The organism is Achromobacter agilis, from assembly GCF_900496965.1.
Taxonomy (GTDB): domain Bacteria; phylum Pseudomonadota; class Gammaproteobacteria; order Burkholderiales; family Burkholderiaceae_B; genus Achromobacter; species Achromobacter agilis.
Genome location: NZ_UFQB01000016.1, coordinates 1 through 17914, shown reverse-complemented (window position 1 = coordinate 17914; position 17914 = coordinate 1). Strand labels below are relative to the sequence as shown.

Here is a 17914-nt window from a genome sequence, read left to right as displayed (position 1 = left end):
CACTCGCAACGATTTCGGGATTCTCGATGAATTATTCGGGCCATTCGCGCCTGCACGCCGGCCCTGTGCTGACGGCGCTCCTGGTGTTCGGCTTTCTGCTGCTGTTCCTGGCCATTCCGGTCGGAACCGTGTTCTACACCGCCTTCGTGAACGCCGACGGCAGCTTCACGATGGGCCATTTCGGCGCCTTCTTCAACCAGCCACTGATGCAGGAGGCGTTCTTCAACAGCCTGTACGTGGCGGGCTGGTCGGCCCTGCTCGCGTCGCTCATCGCGGTGCCGCTGGCCTACTTCACCGTGCGCTTCGACTTCCGCGGCGCGCTCCTGATCCAGACGCTGGGCGTGCTGCCGCTGATCATGCCGCCCTTCGTCGGCGCGGTCGCCATGCAGCTGATCTTCGGACGCTCCGGCAGCGTCAACCTGCTGCTGCAGGACTGGTTCGGCTTCACGCTGCCCTTCATGGAAGGCCTGAACGGCGTGATCTTCGTGGAAGCGCTGCACTACTTCCCGTTCATCCTGATGAACCTGGTCGTGGCGCTGCGCAACATCGATGGCGCAATGGAAGAGGCGGCCTTCAACCTGGGCTCGCGCGGCTTCCGCCTGTTCCGCCGGGTGATCTTCCCCCTGGCGCTGCCTGGCTACGTGGCGGGCACGTCCCTTGTCTTCGTCAAGGTCTTCGACGACCTGGGCACGCCGCTGGTCCTGGGCACCACCAACATGCTGGCGCCGCAGGCCTATCTGCGCATCACCCAGGTGGGGCTGGAGGATCCGCTGGGCTACGTCATCAGCGTCATCATGGTCGCCTTTTCGATCCTGGCGCTGTGGTTATCGGCCCGCGTGCTCAAGGGCCGGGACTACTCCACCCTGCAGAAGGGCGGCAACTCCATCCACAAGCGGAAGCTGCGCCCGCTGGAAAGCGTGCTGGCCTACGGCTGGATCATCCTGGTGCTGCTGCTGGTGCTGTCGCCCCACATGGGCGTGCTGCTGCTGTCGCTGGCCAGCGTCTGGAGCTTCGCGCCGCTGCCCGACGGCTATACGCTGGCGCATTACTCGGCCGTGTTCTCCGAATCCCAGGGCATGATCGCCAACACCCTGCTCTATTGCGGCCTGGCCGCGGGCGTGGACGTGATCCTGGGCACGGCCATCGCCTACCTGATGCTGCGGACCCGGTTGCCCGCGCGCCAATGGCTGGACTTCCTGGCGTCGGCCGCGCTCGCGATACCGGGCATCGTGCTGGCCATCGGCTTCCTGCGCACCTTTCGCGGCATCGAACTGCCCGGCACCGGCACGCTGCTGACCTCGTCGTGGATCGTCATCATGATCGCGTACTCGGTCCGGCGGCTGCCCTACGCCCTGCGCTCTTGCGTGGCGTCGCTGCAGCAGATAAACATATCGCTCGAAGAGGCCGCGCAATCGCTGGGCGCGACGCGCATGAGCACGATACGCCGCGTGGTGGTGCCGCTGATGGCGGGCGGCATGCTGGCGGGCTTCGTCACCAGCTTCGTAACGGCGGCCGTCGAACTGTCCGCCACTATTATGCTTGTCACAAAAGACAGCCAGGCGCCCATGAGCTACGGCATCTACCTGTACATGCAGAGCGCCGCAGGCCGGGGCCCCGGCGCTGCACTCGGCGTCCTGGCGGTGGCCGCGGTCGCCGTCGGCACGTATATATCGCACCTGCTGGTGGAGCGCGCCCAGACGCGCCAGCGGCCGGCGCGCCACGAAGGGGAAACGGAATGAAGAAGGTCAGCGTCGAATGCCGCAATATCCGGCTGTCCTATGGCAAGACCGAAGTGCTGAAGGACGTGAACATCAACATCGAGCCGGGCGAGTTCTTTGCCCTGCTGGGGCCGTCCGGCTCGGGCAAGTCCACGCTGCTGCGCCTCATCGCCGGCTTCAACCGCCATAACGCGGGGCAGCTCCTGGTCGACGGCAAGGACATCAGCACCACGCCGCCCTGGGACCGCAACATCGGCATGGTGTTCCAGAACTATGCGCTGTGGCCGCACATGACGGTCTGGGACAACGTGGCTTTCGGCCTTGTTGAGCGCAAGCTGCCGCGCGCCGAAATCCGCGCCAAAGTGGAGGCTGCCCTGGACCTGGTAGGCCTGTCTCAGTATGCCAAGCGCCGGCCCAACCAGCTTTCAGGCGGCCAGCAGCAGCGCGTGGCGCTAGCCCGCACCATCGTCATCGAGCCGCAAGTGCTGCTGCTGGACGAGCCCCTGTCCAACCTGGACAAGAAGCTGCGCGTGCAGATGCGCCAGGACCTGCTCAGCCTGCAGCGCCGGCTCGGCATTACCACCATCTTCGTCACGCACGACCAGGAAGAGGCCATGACCACGGCCGACCGGATGGCGGTGCTGGACCACGGCGTGGTCCAGCAGATCGGCGCGCCCAGCACGCTGTTCGACTACCCCGTGAATCGCTTCGTGGCCAACTTCGTCGGCACCATGAACGTGCTGGAGGGCGAAGTGCGCGAGCGCACCAGCGGCAGCGTGGTGCTGGCGGTGGAAGGCGTGGGCGACCTGCACCTGCCCCTCTCGGGCGAAGCGCCGTCGGCATCGCGGCTTGCGGCCAGCTTCCGTCCGCACACGGTGCAGATCGAAATGGCGGACGGCCTGGGCGATGCGCGTTACGTCTGGCTGCCGGGCATCGTGGAAAGCAGCGAATTCCTGGGCGAGTTCACCCGCTACCAGGTGCAGATCGGCGAACAGCGCCTGACGGCCGACCAGTCGCATCTGGCCGGTTTGTCGCCCTTCCCCGTGGGCGCTCCCGTATCGATAGGCCTGGAGCCCACCCAGGTGCGCTTGCTGGCGGCCTGACTCCGCCGCCATGGAAATCTATCAGATCCGCGCCTTCGTGACCGTCGCCCGGCTGGGCAACCTGACGAAGGCGGCCGAGGCCCTTTCCCTGACCCAGCCCGCCGTCACGGCGCAGATCAAGGCGCTGGAACAAAGCCTGGGCGTGGCCCTGTTCGACCGCAGCGGCGGCAGGCTGGCGTTGGCCAAGGCGGGTGAGGTGCTGCTGCCTACCGCGGAATCGCTGCTGGTGCTGGGCGCGCAATTTAAATCGGAGGCCCAGCAACTGCAGGGCAGCCTGCACGGCGCGGTCGAGCTGGGCGTGCCCAGCGAAAAGCCCGACTTCCTGCGCCTGGGCGAACTGGCCTCGGCCGTTACGCAACGCCTGCCCCTGGTCGAACTGAAAACCCAGACACTCCCCGCCGCCACGCTGGCGGAACAGGTCAGCACCGGCCGCCTGCCAGCCGCGCTGACCATCGCCTCCAATCCGCCGCGCGGCGTGCTGTGGCAGCCGCTGCGCAGCGTGCGCTACCGCATCGCCCTGCCCAAGGAGCACGCGGCGGTGCTCAAGCGCGGCGGCTGGAAAGAAGTGGCGCAGCTACCGTGGCTGGACGGCCCTTCGGGCAGCCACACCCACCTGCTGCTGCGCGACATGTTCGAGCGCCACGGCCTGTCGCCGCGCGTCGTGATGCAGAACGACGACCAGGCCAACCTGGACGCCCTGGTCCGCGCCGGCGCGGGTTGCGCGCTGCTGCGCGAAGAAAATGCGCTGGCGGGCGCGGCCTCCAACGACTTCATCGTCTGGGGCCAGGCGCGGGTCGACGCGGTGCTCGCGTTCATCCAGCCGCACGAGCGCGCTAGCGAGCCCGCGCTGGTCGCGTTAAGCTCGATCATTCAAACCATCTGGAATCCACGCGCGCCCATTGCGCCGGCCCAGCTTTAGGCCCTATTCCCCCGCATCAAGCATCAAATATCCGTAATGACTGAAATCTGGTTCATCCGCCACGGCGAAACCGACTGGAACCGCCAACGGCGCCTCCAAGGCTGGCAAGACATCCCCCTGAACGAATTCGGCGTCAACCAGGCCAGCCTCCTGGCCGCGCGCATGCGCGAAGAAGCTCGCCGCACGCCCATCCACGCCATCTACAGCAGCGACCTGCAACGCGCCCACGCCACGGCCACGCCCGTATCCGACCAGCTCGGGCTGCGCGTCCGCGTGGAACCCGGCATCCGCGAACGCGGTTTCGGCGTGCTGGAAGGGCTGGACCACGACAACATCGACGTTCAGGCGCCCGAAGCCGCGGCCGCCTGGAAGAGCCGTGACCCGCTGCGCCCGCTGGACGGCGGCGAAACGCTGGGCCAGTTCCAGTCCCGCGTGATTTCCACCGTGGACGATATCGCCAGCCGCCACGATGACGAGCGCATCCTGATGTTCACGCACGGCGGCGTGCTGGACATCATCTGGCGCCACGCGTCGGGCGTCCCCTTGAACGCCCCGCGCGACGCGGCGCTGCTGAATGTCAGCATCAACCGGGTCGGCATCCAGGGCCGCAAGTGGCAGGTGCTGGACTGGGGGGATGTCGGCCATGTGAGCGACGAGGTCGGGGACGACGTGGTGCCGTGATTCTGCGAGGCGGCAGGCACTGGAAACCTTCTTGGTGCCGGACACCGGAGGGATCGTTCTTGGTGTCTGACACAAGAGGGATTCTTCTTGGTGTCTGACACCCGGGCGGGGCAGTCCGAGTCTAAAGTCCTGCCCGTATGGGTGTCAGACACCTGAGGCGGTTGTAGGTGTCTGACGCCTGGCGCTGATATAGGTGTCTCTGACACCCGGCGCTGATGTGAGTGTCTGACACCCGAGGAGATGGCCTTGGCTGCGCTGTGGTGTAACGCGGGTGTCTGACACCCGGGGACACCCCTTTAGCCTGGCGGGCAGCGCGTAAGCGTGTCAGACACGAACGCGGGCAGCTCGCAGGGGTGCTACGAACACCGCGGCCTTTACTGCGGCTTGCGCGGTTTGCGAGGGGCATTGCGGGCCAGGCGGTCGTAGACGGCGTTGGGCAGCAGGCGCATCAGCTTGGCTACCACCCCCATCTGCCACGGAATCACCACATAGGACGTCCCGCGATCGATGGCTGCGCGCGCGCGCTGCGCGAAAGCGTCCGCTTCCATCAGAAAAGGCATCGAATAGGGATTGTGCGCCGTCATGGCCGTCTTGATGTAGCCCGGCGCGATCGTCACCACCTGGACACCCTCCCCCGCCAGCTCCAGCCGCAGGCTCTCGCAGTAGGTCACCACCGCCGACTTGGAAGCGCTGTACGCGCCGGCCCCCGGCAGCCCCCGCACTCCCGCCACGCTCGCGATGCCCACCAGGCGCCCCGCCCCCGCCGCCCGCATCGGCGCGATGAAAGGCTCGAACGTCGAAACCGTTGCCAGCAGATTGGTGTCCACGATCGCTTTGAAGACCTCGTAGTCCTCTCCATGATCGGTCAGCGTCCCCGCGCTGATGCCCGCGCTGGCGATCACGACATCGACCCTCCCCTGGCAGAACGCGATGAAATCCTGGGCCGCGGCATGCAAGGCCTCACGGTCGCGCACGTCCGCGACATAGCAGCGGTGCTGCCCCGGCAGGCTGTCGGCCAGCTCGCGCAACGCCTCTTCGCGGCGGCCCAGCAGCCCCAGCGTGGCGCCCGCGGCGGCATATCGCTGCGCCAACGCGCGTCCCAGGCCGCTGCTCGCGCCGGTGATGAAGACTCTGTCCATAATGCCTGAAGCCCTTTATCGCGTTGCAAAGAATTAGGGCACGCTCTCGCGTGCCCTACCTTGATGCCGTTGCCGGATTATCCGCGCAAGGAAGCGTGAAGCTCTTGCAGCGGGTAGACCTGCAGGCCCAGCCCTTGGCGCAGGTACTGCATGCCCTCGACCGCGGCGCGGGCGCCGGCGATCGTCGTGAAGAAGGTCACGCGGGCGGCCAGCGCCTGGGTGCGGATGGTGCGCGAGTCGGCGATGGCGTTGCGGCGCTCTTCGACGGTGTTGATGACCAGCGAGATCTCGCCGTTCTTCACCATGTCGACGATGTGCGGACGGCCTTCGGTGACCTTGTTCACCAGTTGCACGGGAATGCCCGCGGCCTCGATCTCGGCTGCCGTGCCGCGCGTGGCGACCAGCTTGAAGCCCAGCAGGTGCAGGCCGCGCGCCACTTCCACGGCGAGGGGCTTGTCCTGGTTCTTCACGCTGATGAACACCGTGCCGGAATCCGGCAGGCGCACGCCCGCGGCCAGCTGCGACTTGACGAAGGCTTCGCCGAAGCTCATGCCCACGCCCATCACTTCACCGGTCGACTTCATTTCCGGACCCAGGATGGTGTCCACGCCCGGGAACTTCACGAACGGGAACACGGCTTCCTTGACCGAGAAATACGACGGCACGACTTCCTTGGTGATGCCCTGGGCAGCCAACGTCTGGCCGGCCATGGCGCGCGCGGCGATCTTGGCCAGCTGCAGGCCGGTGGCCTTGGACACGTAAGGCACCGTGCGCGAGGCGCGCGGGTTCACTTCCAGCACGTAGACGTCGCCGCCCTGGATCGCGAACTGCACGTTCATCAGGCCGCTCACGTTCAAGGCCTTGGCCATCATCGTGGTCTGGCGCTTGATCTCGGCGATCACGTCGGCTGACAGCGAGTACGGGGGCAGGCTGCAAGCCGAGTCGCCCGAGTGCACGCCGGCCTGTTCGATGTGTTCCATGACGCCGCCGATGAAGACGGTTTCGCCGTCGGCCAGGCAGTCCACGTCCACTTCGGTGGCGTTGTTCAGGAAGCGGTCCAGCAGCACGGGCGAGTCATTGCTGACCTTCACGGCCTCGCGCATGTAGCGCTCGAGGTCTTGCTGCTCGTGCACGATTTCCATGGCGCGGCCGCCCAGCACGTAGCTGGGGCGCACGACCAGCGGATAGCCGATCTCGGCGGCGTGGGCCAGAGCCTCGCCTTCGGTGCGCGCGGTGCGGTTGGGCGGCTGACGCAGACCGAGCTTGTTGAGCAGCTTCTGGAAACGCTCGCGGTCTTCGGCCACGTCGATGGATTCGGGGCTGGTGCCGATGATGGGCACGCCATTCGCTTCCAGGGCGCGCGCCAGCTTCAGCGGCGTCTGGCCGCCGTACTGGACGATCATGCCGACCGGGTTTTCCTTGTGGACGATTTCCAGCACGTCTTCCAAGGTCAGCGGCTCGAAGTACAGGCGGTCCGACGTGTCGTAGTCGGTGGACACGGTTTCCGGGTTGCAGTTGACCATGATGGTCTCGTACCCGTCGTCGCGCAGCGCCAGCGCCGCGTGCACGCAGCAGTAGTCGAACTCGATGCCCTGGCCGATCCGGTTCGGGCCGCCGCCCAGCACCACGATCTTCTTGCGATCGGTGGGCGCGGCTTCGCACTCTTCCTCGTACGTGGAATACATGTAGGCGGTGCGGGTGGCGAATTCGGCGGCGCAGGTATCGACACGCTTGTAGACCGGGCGCACGTTCAGCTGGTGGCGCAGTTTGCGCACCTCGGATTCCGAGGAATCCAGCAGGAAGGCCAGGCGGCGGTCGGAGAAACCGCGGCGCTTGAGTTCCCACAGGGTGGCGTAGTCCAGGTCGGCCAGCGTCTTTTGTTCGAGCGCCAGCTCGATGTCGACGATTTCCTTGATCTGCGACAGGAACCACGGGTCGATGTGCGTGATGTTGTGCACTTCGTCCAGCGAGAAACCCTGCGCGAAAGCGTCGCCCACGTACCAGATGCGTTCGGGACCGGGTTCGCCCAGCTCGACCTGCAGCTTTTCGCGGTCGGTGGTCTTCTGGTTCAGGCCGTCGACGCCCACTTCCAGGCCGCGCAGCGCCTTCTGGAACGATTCCTGGAAGGTGCGGCCGATGGCCATGACTTCGCCGACCGACTTCATCTGCGTGGTCAGGCGCGCGTCGGCGGTGGGGAATTTCTCGAAGGCGAAACGCGGCACCTTGGTGACGACGTAGTCGATCGAGGGTTCGAACGAGGCGGGCGTGGCGCCGCCGGTGATTTCGTTCTTGAGCTCGTCCAGCGTGTAGCCCACGGCCAGGCGCGCGGCGACCTTGGCGATGGGGAAGCCGGTAGCCTTCGATGCCAGCGCCGACGAACGCGACACGCGCGGGTTCATCTCGATGACGATCATGCGGCCGTTCTTGGGATTGACGGCGAACTGCACGTTCGAGCCGCCCGTATCCACGCCGATCTCGCGCAACACCGCGATCGACGCGTTACGCATGATCTGGTATTCCTTGTCGGTCAGCGTCTGGGCCGGCGCCACGGTGATCGAGTCGCCAGTGTGCACGCCCATCGGATCCAGGTTTTCGATGGAGCAGACGATGATGCAGTTGTCCGCCTTGTCGCGGACCACTTCCATTTCGAATTCCTTCCAGCCCAGCAGCGACTCTTCGATCAGGAGTTCGCTGGTGGGCGAGGCTTCCAGGCCGCGGCGGCAGATGGTTTCGAATTCTTCGGCGTTGTAGGCGATGCCGCCGCCCGAGCCGCCCATCGTGAAGCTGGGGCGGATGACCGCCGGAAAGCCGGACGTGCCGACTTCGGCCGCGATGCGGCGCTGCACTTCCCAGGCCTCGTCCATGCTGTGGGCAACGCCCGACTTGGCCGATTCCAGGCCGATGTCGGTCATGGCCTGCTTGAACTTCTGGCGGTCTTCGGCCTTTTCGATGGCGTGCTCGTTGGCGCCGATCAGTTCCACGTTGTGCTTCGTCAGCACGCCGTGGTGCGCCAGGTCCAGCGCGCAGTTCAGCGCGGTCTGGCCGCCCATGGTGGGCAGCAGCGCATCGGGCTTTTCACGCTCGATGATCTTTTCGACGGCTTGCCAGGTGATGGGCTCGATGTAGGTGACGTCGGCCGTTTCCGGGTCCGTCATGATCGTCGCCGGGTTGCTGTTCACCAGGATGGTGCGGTAGCCCTCGGCCTTGAGCGCCTTGCACGCCTGGGCGCCGGAGTAGTCGAATTCGCAGGCCTGCCCGATGATGATGGGGCCGGCGCCGATGATGAGAATGCTTTTTAGGTCTGTACGCTTGGGCATGATGCAATCTTTACTTTTGGCCGGACATCAGGCTGATGAACTTGTCGAACAGCTCCAGGATGTCGTGCGGACCGGGGCTGGCTTCGGGATGGCCCTGGAAGCAGAAGGCCGGACGGTCGGTGAGCTCGAAGCCCTGCAGCGTGCCGTCGAACAGCGAGACGTGCGTCACGCGCGCGGTGGCCGGCAGGCTGGCCGCGTCGACCGCGAAACCGTGGTTCTGGCTGGTGATGAACACGCGCTTGGACTGGAGGTCCTGCACGGGGTGGTTGGCGCCGTGGTGGCCGGTCTTCATCTTGAGCGTCTTGCCGCCCAGCGCCAGGCCCATGATCTGGTGGCCCAGGCAGATGCCGAACACCGGCAACTTCTTGTCCAGGAAGGCGCGCGTGGCGTCGATGGCGTAGTCGCAGGGCTCGGGATCGCCAGGGCCGTTGGACAGAAACACGCCGTCCGGATTCAGCTTGAAGACTTCCTCGGCGCTGGTCTGGGCCGGCACCAGGGTGATGCGGCAGCCGCGGTCGGCCAGCAGGCGCAGGATGTTGCTCTTGATGCCGAAGTCGTAGGCGACGACGTGGAACTTGGACTGGTCCGGCTGGGAGAAGCCCGAGCCCAGTTGCCAGGTGCCTTCGGTCCAGTTGAGGCTGTCCTTGATGGAGACGACGCGGGCCAGGTCCATGCCGGCCATGCCGGCGAAGCCGCGGGCCAGGTCGACGGCGCGTTCGGCGTCGGTGCCGACGAAGATGCAGGCGCCCTGGGCGCCCTTTTCACGCAGGATGCGGGTGAGCTTGCGGGTATCCACGCCAGAAATGGCGACGATGCCCTGCTCGGAAAGGTACTCAGGCAACGATTGCGTGGAACGGAAGTTCGACACGCGGGCGGGACAGTCGCGGACCACCAGGCCGGCGGCATAGACGCGATTGGCTTCCACGTCCTCGGCGTTGACGCCGGTATTGCCGATGTGCGGATAGGTCAGCGTAACGATCTGGCCGCTGTAGCTGGGATCGGTGAGAATTTCCTGGTACCCGGTCATCGCGGTGTTGAACACCACCTCGGCAACGGTATGCCCAGGCGCACCGATCGACACGCCTCGAAAAATGGTACCGTCCGCCAGAGCCAGAATTGCAGGAGGGAAGCGGTTGATCCCCTCGGGAAAAAGTTGCGGCAGCACAGTAAACCCCGGTTTTAGAATCGATAATCAAACCTTCGGATTATACCTTGAGCGGCCGTTTTTCCCGGCGAACCGCGCCAAATAAGGCCGGAAACGGTGTTTTGGCCCGTTTTCCGACGCCCGGCCATCCCCCTCCCTCGTCCGGCCGACAGCGCCCTGGCGGCCTCGGTGATACGCTAGGACACCTTCAACCCTAGCCAGCTGCGAGCCGTATCGTCCATGTCCAGTCAACTTGACGCCTTGCGCAACCACACCACCGTCGTCGCCGACACGGGGGATTTCGAAGCCATGAAGGCGTTGCGTCCCACCGACGCCACCACCAACCCGTCCCTTATTCTCAAGGCGGTTCAGCAGGATGCCTACCGCCCGCTGCTGGAAAAAACCGCGCGCGAATACCGCGGCGCGCCCACCGCGGAACTCATGGACCGCCTGCTGGTCGCCTTCGGCCGCGCGATCCTGGACATCGTTCCGGGACGCGTGTCGACCGAAGTGGACGCCCGCCTGTCGTTCGATACCCGCGCCACCATCGAGCGCGCTCGCAGCCTGATCGCCCTGTACGAAGCTGCCGGCGTGCCGCGCGAGCGCGTGCTGATCAAGATCGCATCGACCTGGGAAGGCATCCAGGCGGCCCGCGCGCTGCAATCCGAAGGCGTGCGCTGCAACCTGACCCTGCTGTTCTCGCTGCCGCAGGCGGTCGCCTGCGCCGATGCGCGCGTGCAACTGATCTCGCCCTTCGTCGGCCGCATCTACGACTGGCATAAGAAATCCGCCGGCGCCGCCTGGGTCGAAGCCGACAACGCCGGCGCTCGCGATCCGGGCGTGCTGTCCGTCACCCGGATCTATCAGTACTACAAGCACTTCGGCATTCCCACCGAAATCATGGGCGCCAGCTTCCGCAACGTGGGCCAGATCCTGGCGCTGTCGGGCTGCGATCTGCTGACCATCAGCCCGGAGCTGCTGACCAAGTTGGCCGGCACCGAGGGCGACGCGCCCGCGCAGCTGCGCGCCGACGACGTCCCTGCCGACCTCGCCCGCATCGGCGCGGACGAGGTCACGTTCCGCACCCTGCTCAACGAAGACGCGATGGCCAGCGAAAAACTGTCGGAAGGCATCCGCCTGTTCGTGGCGGACGCGGTCAAACTGGATGCGCTGATCGAAGCCCAGCGCGCCTGAACAGAACCGCGCCGGCCACCGGATGCCGCTTGCGCGGCTTACCGGTGGTCGTGCGAATGCACCTGCAGCGCCTCAAGGAAGCGCGACACCATGTTGTAGGCCGCTACCGTCGCGGTCAGTTCGACCATGAGCTTGTCGGAACCCATGGCGGCCCTGGCCGCCTGGAACACCGGCTCCGGCACCTGCACGTGGCGCGTCATGGTGTCGGTGTAGGCCAGCACCGCCTTCTCGCGGTCGCTGAAGAGGCTCGAGCTTTCCCAGGCGTCAAGCGCATCCAGCTGCGCCTGCGACACGCCTTCTTTCAGGGCGATCGGCGCATGCTGGTCGGCCTCGTAGGGCGCGCCGTTGATGGCCGCCACCCGCATGATCACCAGCTCGCGCAGGTCGCCGGGCAACGTGCTGAGTTGGCGGATCGACGTCAGGTAGTTGAGCCAGCCGCCCGCCACGGCGGGGCTGTGCAGCAGCATCTGGTACAGATGCAGAACGCTGCCCCGTTCGGCGACGATGCGGTCGACCAGCGGCTGGGCGTCGGGGTGGGTCAGGTCGGCATAAGGCAGGCGGGCCATGGGAACTCCGTAGGAATGAAAGAATGCCTGGTTAGAGCTTTTCGGTTTCGCCTGACCGGGGCTGCCATTTCATCAGGCGCTTTTCACCCACGCCGACGATGCCGTCCAGGACCAGCGCGAAGGCCGTCAGCACGATGATGCCCGCGAACACGGTGTTCACGTCGAACGTGCCTTCAGCCTGCAGGATCAGGTACCCCACCCCGCTCGCCGACCCCAGGTATTCGCCCACCACCGCGCCCACGAAGGCCAGGCCCACGGACGTGTGCAGGCTGGAGAACACCCAGCTGGTGGCCGACGGCAGATACACGTGCCGCAACAGCTGGCGCTTGCGCGCGCCCAGCATTCTTGCGTTGTCCAGCAAGGTGGGGCTGACTTCGCGCACGCCCTGGTAGACGTTGAAGAAGACGATGAAGAACACCAGGGTCACCGCCAGCGCGACCTTGGACCAGATGCCCAGTCCGAACCACATGCCGAAGATGGGCGCCAGGATGACGCGGGGCATCGAGTTGGCAGCCTTGATGTAAGGATCCAGGATGGCGCTGGCGCCCGGCGACAACCCCAGCCACAGGCCGAAGCCCAGGCCGGCGATGGTGCCGATGAAAAAGGCCAGCACGGTTTCGGTCAGCGTGACGCCCAGGTGGGTATAGATGTCCGCATTGGTGACGAACCAGGCCCAGATGCGGCCCCACACCTTCAGCGGTTCGCCGAAAAAGAACGCCACCTTCGGATCGCGCGAGGCGAAATGCCAGACGAGAAGAATGATGACGAGCAGCAGCAACTGCCAGAAGCGTAAGCTGGCCGTACCCGGTTTGATCAAAGACTTCGACATGTCACCACTCCAGGGCGCCTGCGCGCCTCGTTCTGCTTAGACAGCAGGCATACACCAAGCCCGGCCGCCGCGGATCCGGCTTCGCCGGTCCGCCTGCGGCGCCCCCTTGAGGGGGAAGCGCCAAAGGCGCTTCGGGGGTGGGTCTCATCTTTAGGCCCGCTTCTGTTGGGCATAGCCCTTGAGCACTTCTTCACGCAGCACGCCCCAGATGGCGGCATGCAGTTCAACGAACCGCGGATCGGTGCGCACCTCCGCCACGTCGCGCGGGCGCGGCAGGTCGATCGCGAATTCGCCGATGGGGTGGGTGCCGGGACCGGCCGACAGCACCACCACCCGGTCGCTCATGGCGATGGCTTCGTCCAGGTCGTGCGTGATGAAGAGCACGGCCTTGCGCTTGGCCATCCACAGGTCCAGGACCTCGTTCTCCATGAGCTGGCGCGTCTGGATGTCCAGCGCGGAGAACGGCTCGTCCATCAGGATGATGTCCGGGTCGCGGATCAGGGTCTGCGCAAGCATAGCGCGCTTGCGCATGCCGCCGGACATCTGGTGGGGATAGCGGCCTTCGAAACCGCCCAGGCCGACCCGGCGCATCCATTCGCGGCCGCGCTCCAGCGCTTCGGGGCGCGGCACGCCGGCGAAATCCAGCCCCGCCACGACGTTATCCAGCGCGCTGCGCCAGGGCAGTAATGCCTCGCCCTGGAACATGTAGCCCGCCCGCGCATTGATGCTGGACAGCGGCTGCCCGAATACTTTCACCTGGCCCGACGACGGCGCCAGCAGGCCGGCGCTGACGTTGAGCAAGGTGGACTTGCCGCAGCCCGTGGGCCCCACCACCGAGACGAACTCCCCCGGCGCGATGGCCAGGGACGTGTCGCTTACTGCGGTGTAGCGCTGACTGCGGTCGTCACGCGAGACGAAGGTGCAACTGATGTTCTCCAGCGAAAGCGCGGCTTCAGCCATTGGGGTACTTCTCGTTGGCGCGGCGCGCGAAATCATTGGTCCAGACCTTGGACGGATCGATCTTGGAGCCGTCGAAGTCCGCCTGATAGGCGGCCAGCGCCTTGAGCGCGGTGGCGGCGCCGTCCTCGGGAATCATGCCGTCGGGCGACAGGCCTTCCAGGCTCTTACCGATGGCGGCCTTGTAGACCGCCGGATCGCCCAGCAGATACGTTTCGGGCACGACCTTGGCGATCTCGTCCGGTCCGGCCTTCTGGATCCATTTGTCGGCGCGCACCAGCGCATTGGCCAGCGCCTGAGCCGTATTGGGATTGGCGTCGAGGAAGGCCTGGGGCGCGTACAGGCAGCCCGCCGGCATGTTGCCGCCGAAGATTTCCCGGGTGTCCTTGAGCGTGCGCGTGTCCACGATGATCTGGATGTCGCCGGGCATCGCCAGCATCGACACCACGGGATCGGTGTTGGAGATGGCGTCGATCTGGCCGCTGCGCAGGGCGGTCACCGCGCCGGCGCCGGCGCCCACGCCGATGATGGACACGTCCGAGGCCTTCAGGCCGTGCTTGGCCAGGAAGAAGCTGACCACCATGTTGGTGGAAGAACCCGGCGCCGTCACGCCGATCTTCTTGCCCTTCAGGTCGGCCGCGCCCTTGTAGTTGGGCAGGTTCTTCTTGGAGACCCCCACGCCGATCATCGGCGCGCGGCCCTGCAGCACGAAGGCGCGATAGGCCTGCCCCTTGGACTGCATGGACAACGTGTGTTCGAACGCGCCGGAAACGATGTCGGCGCTGCCACCCACCACCGCCTGCAGGGCCTTGGAGCCCCCCGCGAAGTCGGCGATGCTGACGTCCAGCCCTTCGTCCTTGAAATAGCCGCGGGCTTCCGCGATGGACAGGGGGAGATAGTAGATCAGCGGCTTGCCGCCGACGGCGATCTGGACCTTGGTCTTTTCCAGCTTCTGGGCGCGCACAATGGCGGGCGCCATGCCCATGACGCCGGCGGCACCGGCCATCTTGAGCAGATCACGGCGAGTGACTGACATGTGGTTGTCTCCTAATTGTCGGGTCTACCGATAGCGCCGGTCTTTGCCAGTTCGTCGATAGCCGCTGAATCATACCCCAGCGATTTCAGGACTTCCTCGGTATGTTCCCCTAATCCCGGGCCCACCCAGCGAGTCTCTCCAGGGGTTTCCGACAGTTTGGGAACGACCGCCGGCAGCTTGACCGGGCTGCCGTCGGCGAAGCGGTGCTGCTCGATCATGCGGCGCGCCAGGAACTGCGGATCGCTGAACATGTCGGCCACGCTGTAGATCTTGCCGACAGGCACGTCGGCGCCCTTCAGGATGCCCAGAGCTTCTTCGATGCCTCGTTCGCCGCACCATTGCTGGATTGCGCCGTCGATCTCTTCCACGCGCCTGGCGCGGCCATCGTTGCGCACCAGTCCGGGGTCCGACGCCAGGTCGTCCCGGCCGATCGCCCGCATCAGCCGGTGGAAGATCGCGTCGCCGTTGCCGGCGATGACGATGTTCTGGCCGTCGCGGGTGGTGTAGGTATTTGAAGGCACGATACCGGGCAGCGCGCCGCCCGTGCGTTCGCGCACGACGCCGGCCACGTCGTATTCGGGCACCAGGCTTTCCATCATGTTGAACACGGCCTCGTACAGGGCCACGTCCACCATCTGCCCCTGCCCTGCCTGACATTCGACGCCCTGCTTGCCGTTCCAGCGCCCGCCCGTGGCGTCGCGGTGGCGCAGCGCCATCATGGCGCCGATCACGCCGTGCAGCGCGGCGATCGAATCGCCGATCGAGATGCCGACCCGCAGCGGCGGCCGGTCCGGGTGGCCCGAAACGTACCGCAGGCCGCCCATGGATTCGCCGATCGCGCCGAAGCCCGGCTGGTCCTTCATCGGCCCCGTCTGCCCGTAACCGGACAGCCGCACCATGATGAGCGCCGGATTGACCGCGCGCAACTGTTCGTAGCCCAGCCCCCACTTCTCGAGCACTCCGGGCCGGTAGTTCTCGACCACCACGTCGGCGTCCAGCGCCAGCTGGCGGGCGATCTCCCGCGCGCGCGGGTCTTTCAGGTTGAGAGCGATAGACCGCTTGTTGCGGGCCTGCACGGTCCACCACAGGGAATTGCCTTCGTGCAGGTGGCGCCAGCTGCGGATGGGGTCGCCGCCGCCCGAGCCGTCGGGCCCGTGGGGCGTTTCCACCTTGATGACGTCGGCGCCGAATTCGCCGAAGATGCGCGCGGCGAACGGGCCGGCAATAAGCGTGCCGAGTTCCAGGACTTTCAGTCCGGTCAGCGCTGACATCGATTGTCTCCTCGCGGATTTTTCCGGCGGCCTTCGATACGTTGCCGAAGGCTCGCTGGCATTGACTTCAGGTGATCTTGCGCTCCATCAGGGCCCACGCGATGGTGCCCGCATCCACGTATTCGAGTTCGCTGCCTGCCGGTACGCCGCGCGCAAGCCGCGTGACGCGCAAGCCGCGCTCGCCCAGGGCTTCACCCAGGAAGTGCGCAGTGGTTTCGCCTTCGGCGGTGAAGTTGGTCGCCAGGATGACTTCCTGCACTTCGCCGTCGGTGGCGCGCTTGATCACGCGGTCGAAATCGAGCTCGCGCGGGCCGATGCCCTCGAGCGGCGCCACCCGTCCCATCAGCACGTAGTACAGGCCGCGGTAACCGTGGCTGGACTCGATCATGTTCTGGTCGGCCGGGGTTTCGACGATGCACAGCAAGGAGCGGTCGCGCTTGGGATTGCTGCAGGTGCCGCAGACCTCGTCTTCCGAAAAGCTGTTGCAGCGCGCGCAATGTTTCAGGTCCCGCACCGCGCCCGCCAGCGCCCGCCCCAGCATGTCCGCGCCTTGCGGATCATGCTGCAGCAGGTGATAGGCCATGCGCCGCGCGGAACGCACGCCCACGCCGGGCAGGCGCCGCAGCGCCTCGATCAGCGAAACCAGCGGTTCGGGTTCGGGCAGTAAAGGATCCATTGCGGGCCAGGGCCTGTGGATGCGGATGCGGCCGGATTCAGAACGGCAGCTTCATGCCCGGGGGCAGCGGCATGCCGGCGGTGACGGACGCCATCTTTTCCTGGGAGGTCGCTTCGGCCTTGCGCAGCGCGTCGTTGAACGCGGCGGCGACCAGGTCTTCCAGCATGTCCTTGTCGTCGCCCAGCAGCGACGGGTCGATCGCGACGCGCTTGACGTCGTGGCGGCAGGTCATGGTGACCTTGACCAGGCCGCCGCCGGAGGCGCCTTCGACCTGGATCTCGGCCAGGGCGTCCTGCGCCTTCTTCATATTTTCCTGCATCTGCTGCGCCTGGCGCATCAGGCCGGCCAGTTGTCCTTTCATCATGATCGGTGCTTCCTTGAACGAGGGAAATGAGAGATTGCCGCCGCCTCAGGCGGCGGCTGGGGAATCGACGTGGCGAATGGAGCCGGCGACGACCTGTCCGCCGAAATCGGCCACCAGCGCCTGCACGAACGGATCCACGGCGACCGCGTCTTCGGCGGCCTGCTGGCGGGCGGCGCGTTCGGCCTGGGCCACGGCGTGCGCCGTGGCGTCGCCCGTCACGCCGACTTCCACATCCAATCGTATGCCCTGGCCGAAATGCTCGCACAGCACGGTCTGGAGCCGGACGCGGCTTTCGCTTTCGGCCAGCGTCTTGACGGCCACGCGCAGGACGATCGCATCGCCCTGCACGCCGGCCCATTCGCTTTGGCGCGCCAGTTCCGCGGCCAGGCCGGTGACCGGCAGGCGCGCGGCCAACTCGGGCCAGCCCGCCGGAGTCATGTCGGCCATGCGCGCGCCCGAACTGCGCTTGCGCGCGGGCGGCGGGCTCTCGCGCCGGGCGGGCGCGGCCGGCGCCGGCGCGGCGCCAGGCGACGCCAGGGTTTCGAAATCGTCGTCGTCCGGGTCGGCGGTGAAGCCGTTGTCCGGTGCGAAACCGCCTTCGGCGTCGAACGGGATTTCCTCGTCGACCCAGGCGGGCGGGCCGTCCCCGGCATCGGCGGCATCCACGGCCGGCGCGGCGACGACGGCGGCAACGGCCGGCGTGACCGCCAGCGCCGCGGAACCGGCAGGCTTGCCGGGCGCCTCGGCGGCGACCGCCGGCTCGGCCGGCAGATCTTCCCAGGGCGGCACGCTACCCGGCTCGACAGCCGGCGCCGCGACAGCCGCAACGGGTTGCGGTTCGGGTTCGGGTTCGGGTTCGGCTTCGGCGCTTACCGGTTCGGGCGCGGCGGGCGCTGCCACCTGGGGAGCGACGGCCGGCGCGGCGGGAGCGGCTTCGGGCGCCGGCGCGGCCTGGACGGCGGCGGGCATGGGTGTCGGTGCTGGCGCAGGCACGGCGGCC

Annotated in this window: 15 protein-coding genes and 1 pseudogene; 5 read left to right on the top strand and 11 right to left on the bottom strand. The window is 66.5% G+C overall.

Going from position 1 to position 17914, the window contains the following annotated elements:
* Positions 1–26: 26 nt before the first annotated feature.
* Genes AGI3411_RS18360 through AGI3411_RS18345 form a run of 4 tightly spaced genes read left to right on the top strand, consistent with a single transcriptional unit; the run spans position 27 to position 4421 of the window.
* On the top strand, positions 27–1739 hold the full coding sequence (locus tag AGI3411_RS18360) for an ABC transporter permease (RefSeq protein WP_129528790.1): 1713 nt from the start codon (positions 27–29) through the stop codon (positions 1737–1739).
* Positions 1736–2821, top strand: a complete 1086-nt coding sequence (locus AGI3411_RS18355) for an ABC transporter ATP-binding protein (protein WP_129528789.1) — start codon at positions 1736–1738, stop codon at positions 2819–2821. The genes AGI3411_RS18360 and AGI3411_RS18355 overlap by 4 nt, the downstream gene beginning before the upstream one ends.
* 10 nt (positions 2822–2831) lie before the next feature.
* Entirely contained in the window at positions 2832–3740 is a 909-nt protein-coding gene (locus AGI3411_RS18350) for a LysR family transcriptional regulator (RefSeq protein ID WP_129528788.1), read from the top strand.
* 36 nt (positions 3741–3776) lie between these two features.
* The gene (locus AGI3411_RS18345; protein ID WP_129528787.1) at positions 3777–4421 is read left to right on the top strand and encodes a histidine phosphatase family protein; all 645 of its coding nucleotides are present in this window, start codon (positions 3777–3779) and stop codon (positions 4419–4421) included.
* A gap of 374 nt (positions 4422–4795) precedes the next feature.
* Here the strand turns inward: AGI3411_RS18345 and AGI3411_RS18340 are convergent, their stop codons facing one another.
* From AGI3411_RS18340 to carA, 3 genes are all read right to left on the bottom strand, one after another.
* A complete protein-coding gene (locus AGI3411_RS18340) occupies positions 4796–5560 on the bottom strand; it encodes an SDR family oxidoreductase (RefSeq protein WP_129528786.1) in 765 nt (254 codons plus the stop codon).
* Between the two features lie 77 nt (positions 5561–5637).
* Positions 5638–8877, bottom strand: a complete 3240-nt coding sequence (gene carB / locus AGI3411_RS18335; RefSeq protein WP_129528785.1) for a carbamoyl-phosphate synthase large subunit — start codon at positions 8875–8877, stop codon at positions 5638–5640.
* 10 nt (positions 8878–8887) lie between these two features.
* Positions 8888–10042 (bottom strand): glutamine-hydrolyzing carbamoyl-phosphate synthase small subunit, encoded by a 1155-nt coding sequence (carA, locus tag AGI3411_RS18330; protein ID WP_165359205.1) that lies wholly within the window; start codon positions 10040–10042, stop codon positions 8888–8890.
* A gap of 219 nt (positions 10043–10261) precedes the next feature.
* Between carA and tal the strand changes: the two genes are divergently transcribed.
* Positions 10262–11215, top strand: coding sequence for a transaldolase (tal, locus tag AGI3411_RS18325; protein WP_129528784.1), 954 nt, complete (start codon positions 10262–10264; stop codon positions 11213–11215).
* Positions 11216–11253: 38 nt separating this feature from the next.
* On the opposite strand, the gene AGI3411_RS18320 is transcribed toward tal, so the two are convergent.
* The 8 genes and pseudogenes from AGI3411_RS18320 to AGI3411_RS18285 all read right to left on the bottom strand — a co-directional run.
* Positions 11254–11781, bottom strand: coding sequence for a carboxymuconolactone decarboxylase family protein (locus AGI3411_RS18320; protein WP_129528783.1), 528 nt, complete (start codon positions 11779–11781; stop codon positions 11254–11256).
* A 31-nt stretch (positions 11782–11812) separates the two neighbouring features.
* Positions 11813–12610 (bottom strand): ABC transporter permease, encoded by a 798-nt coding sequence (locus AGI3411_RS18315; protein WP_129528782.1) that lies wholly within the window; start codon positions 12608–12610, stop codon positions 11813–11815.
* A gap of 150 nt (positions 12611–12760) precedes the next feature.
* Positions 12761–13570: an ABC transporter ATP-binding protein gene (locus AGI3411_RS18310; RefSeq protein ID WP_129528781.1), complete on the bottom strand. Its 810-nt coding sequence runs from the start codon at positions 13568–13570 to the stop codon at positions 12761–12763.
* Positions 13563–14603 (bottom strand): ABC transporter substrate-binding protein, encoded by a 1041-nt coding sequence (locus AGI3411_RS18305; RefSeq protein WP_129528780.1) that lies wholly within the window; start codon positions 14601–14603, stop codon positions 13563–13565. The genes AGI3411_RS18310 and AGI3411_RS18305 overlap by 8 nt, the downstream gene beginning before the upstream one ends.
* Positions 14604–14614: 11 nt before the next feature.
* Entirely contained in the window at positions 14615–15874 is a 1260-nt protein-coding gene (locus AGI3411_RS18300) for a CaiB/BaiF CoA transferase family protein (protein WP_129528779.1), read from the bottom strand.
* A gap of 67 nt (positions 15875–15941) precedes the next feature.
* Positions 15942–16550, bottom strand: coding sequence for a recombination mediator RecR (recR, locus tag AGI3411_RS18295; protein ID WP_129528778.1), 609 nt, complete (start codon positions 16548–16550; stop codon positions 15942–15944).
* A gap of 37 nt (positions 16551–16587) precedes the next feature.
* The gene (locus tag AGI3411_RS18290) at positions 16588–16914 is read right to left on the bottom strand and encodes a YbaB/EbfC family nucleoid-associated protein (RefSeq protein WP_042794716.1); all 327 of its coding nucleotides are present in this window, start codon (positions 16912–16914) and stop codon (positions 16588–16590) included.
* A gap of 45 nt (positions 16915–16959) precedes the next feature.
* Positions 16960–17914 (bottom strand): annotated as a pseudogene (locus AGI3411_RS18285) (DNA polymerase III subunit gamma/tau); the annotation flags it as partial.

Bases quoted from the DNA above. Each gene is read 5' to 3' on its own strand.
- AGI3411_RS18360 (WP_129528790.1), top strand. From the start codon at position 27: ATGAATTATTCGGGCCATTCGCGCCTGCACGCCGGCCCTGTGCTGACG.
- AGI3411_RS18355 (WP_129528789.1), top strand. From the start codon at position 1,736: ATGAAGAAGGTCAGCGTCGAATGCCGCAATATCCGGCTGTCCTATGGC.
- AGI3411_RS18350 (WP_129528788.1), top strand. From the start codon at position 2,832: ATGGAAATCTATCAGATCCGCGCCTTCGTGACCGTCGCCCGGCTGGGC.
- AGI3411_RS18345 (WP_129528787.1), top strand. From the start codon at position 3,777: ATGACTGAAATCTGGTTCATCCGCCACGGCGAAACCGACTGGAACCGC.
- AGI3411_RS18340 (WP_129528786.1), bottom strand. From the start codon at position 5,560: ATGGACAGAGTCTTCATCACCGGCGCGAGCAGCGGCCTGGGACGCGCG.
- carB (WP_129528785.1), bottom strand. From the start codon at position 8,877: ATGCCCAAGCGTACAGACCTAAAAAGCATTCTCATCATCGGCGCCGGC.
- tal (WP_129528784.1), top strand. From the start codon at position 10,262: ATGTCCAGTCAACTTGACGCCTTGCGCAACCACACCACCGTCGTCGCC.
- AGI3411_RS18320 (WP_129528783.1), bottom strand. From the start codon at position 11,781: ATGGCCCGCCTGCCTTATGCCGACCTGACCCACCCCGACGCCCAGCCG.
- AGI3411_RS18315 (WP_129528782.1), bottom strand. From the start codon at position 12,610: ATGTCGAAGTCTTTGATCAAACCGGGTACGGCCAGCTTACGCTTCTGG.
- AGI3411_RS18310 (WP_129528781.1), bottom strand. From the start codon at position 13,570: ATGGCTGAAGCCGCGCTTTCGCTGGAGAACATCAGTTGCACCTTCGTC.
- AGI3411_RS18305 (WP_129528780.1), bottom strand. From the start codon at position 14,603: ATGTCAGTCACTCGCCGTGATCTGCTCAAGATGGCCGGTGCCGCCGGC.
- AGI3411_RS18300 (WP_129528779.1), bottom strand. From the start codon at position 15,874: ATGTCAGCGCTGACCGGACTGAAAGTCCTGGAACTCGGCACGCTTATT.
- recR (WP_129528778.1), bottom strand. From the start codon at position 16,550: ATGGATCCTTTACTGCCCGAACCCGAACCGCTGGTTTCGCTGATCGAG.
- AGI3411_RS18290 (WP_042794716.1), bottom strand. From the start codon at position 16,914: ATGATGAAAGGACAACTGGCCGGCCTGATGCGCCAGGCGCAGCAGATG.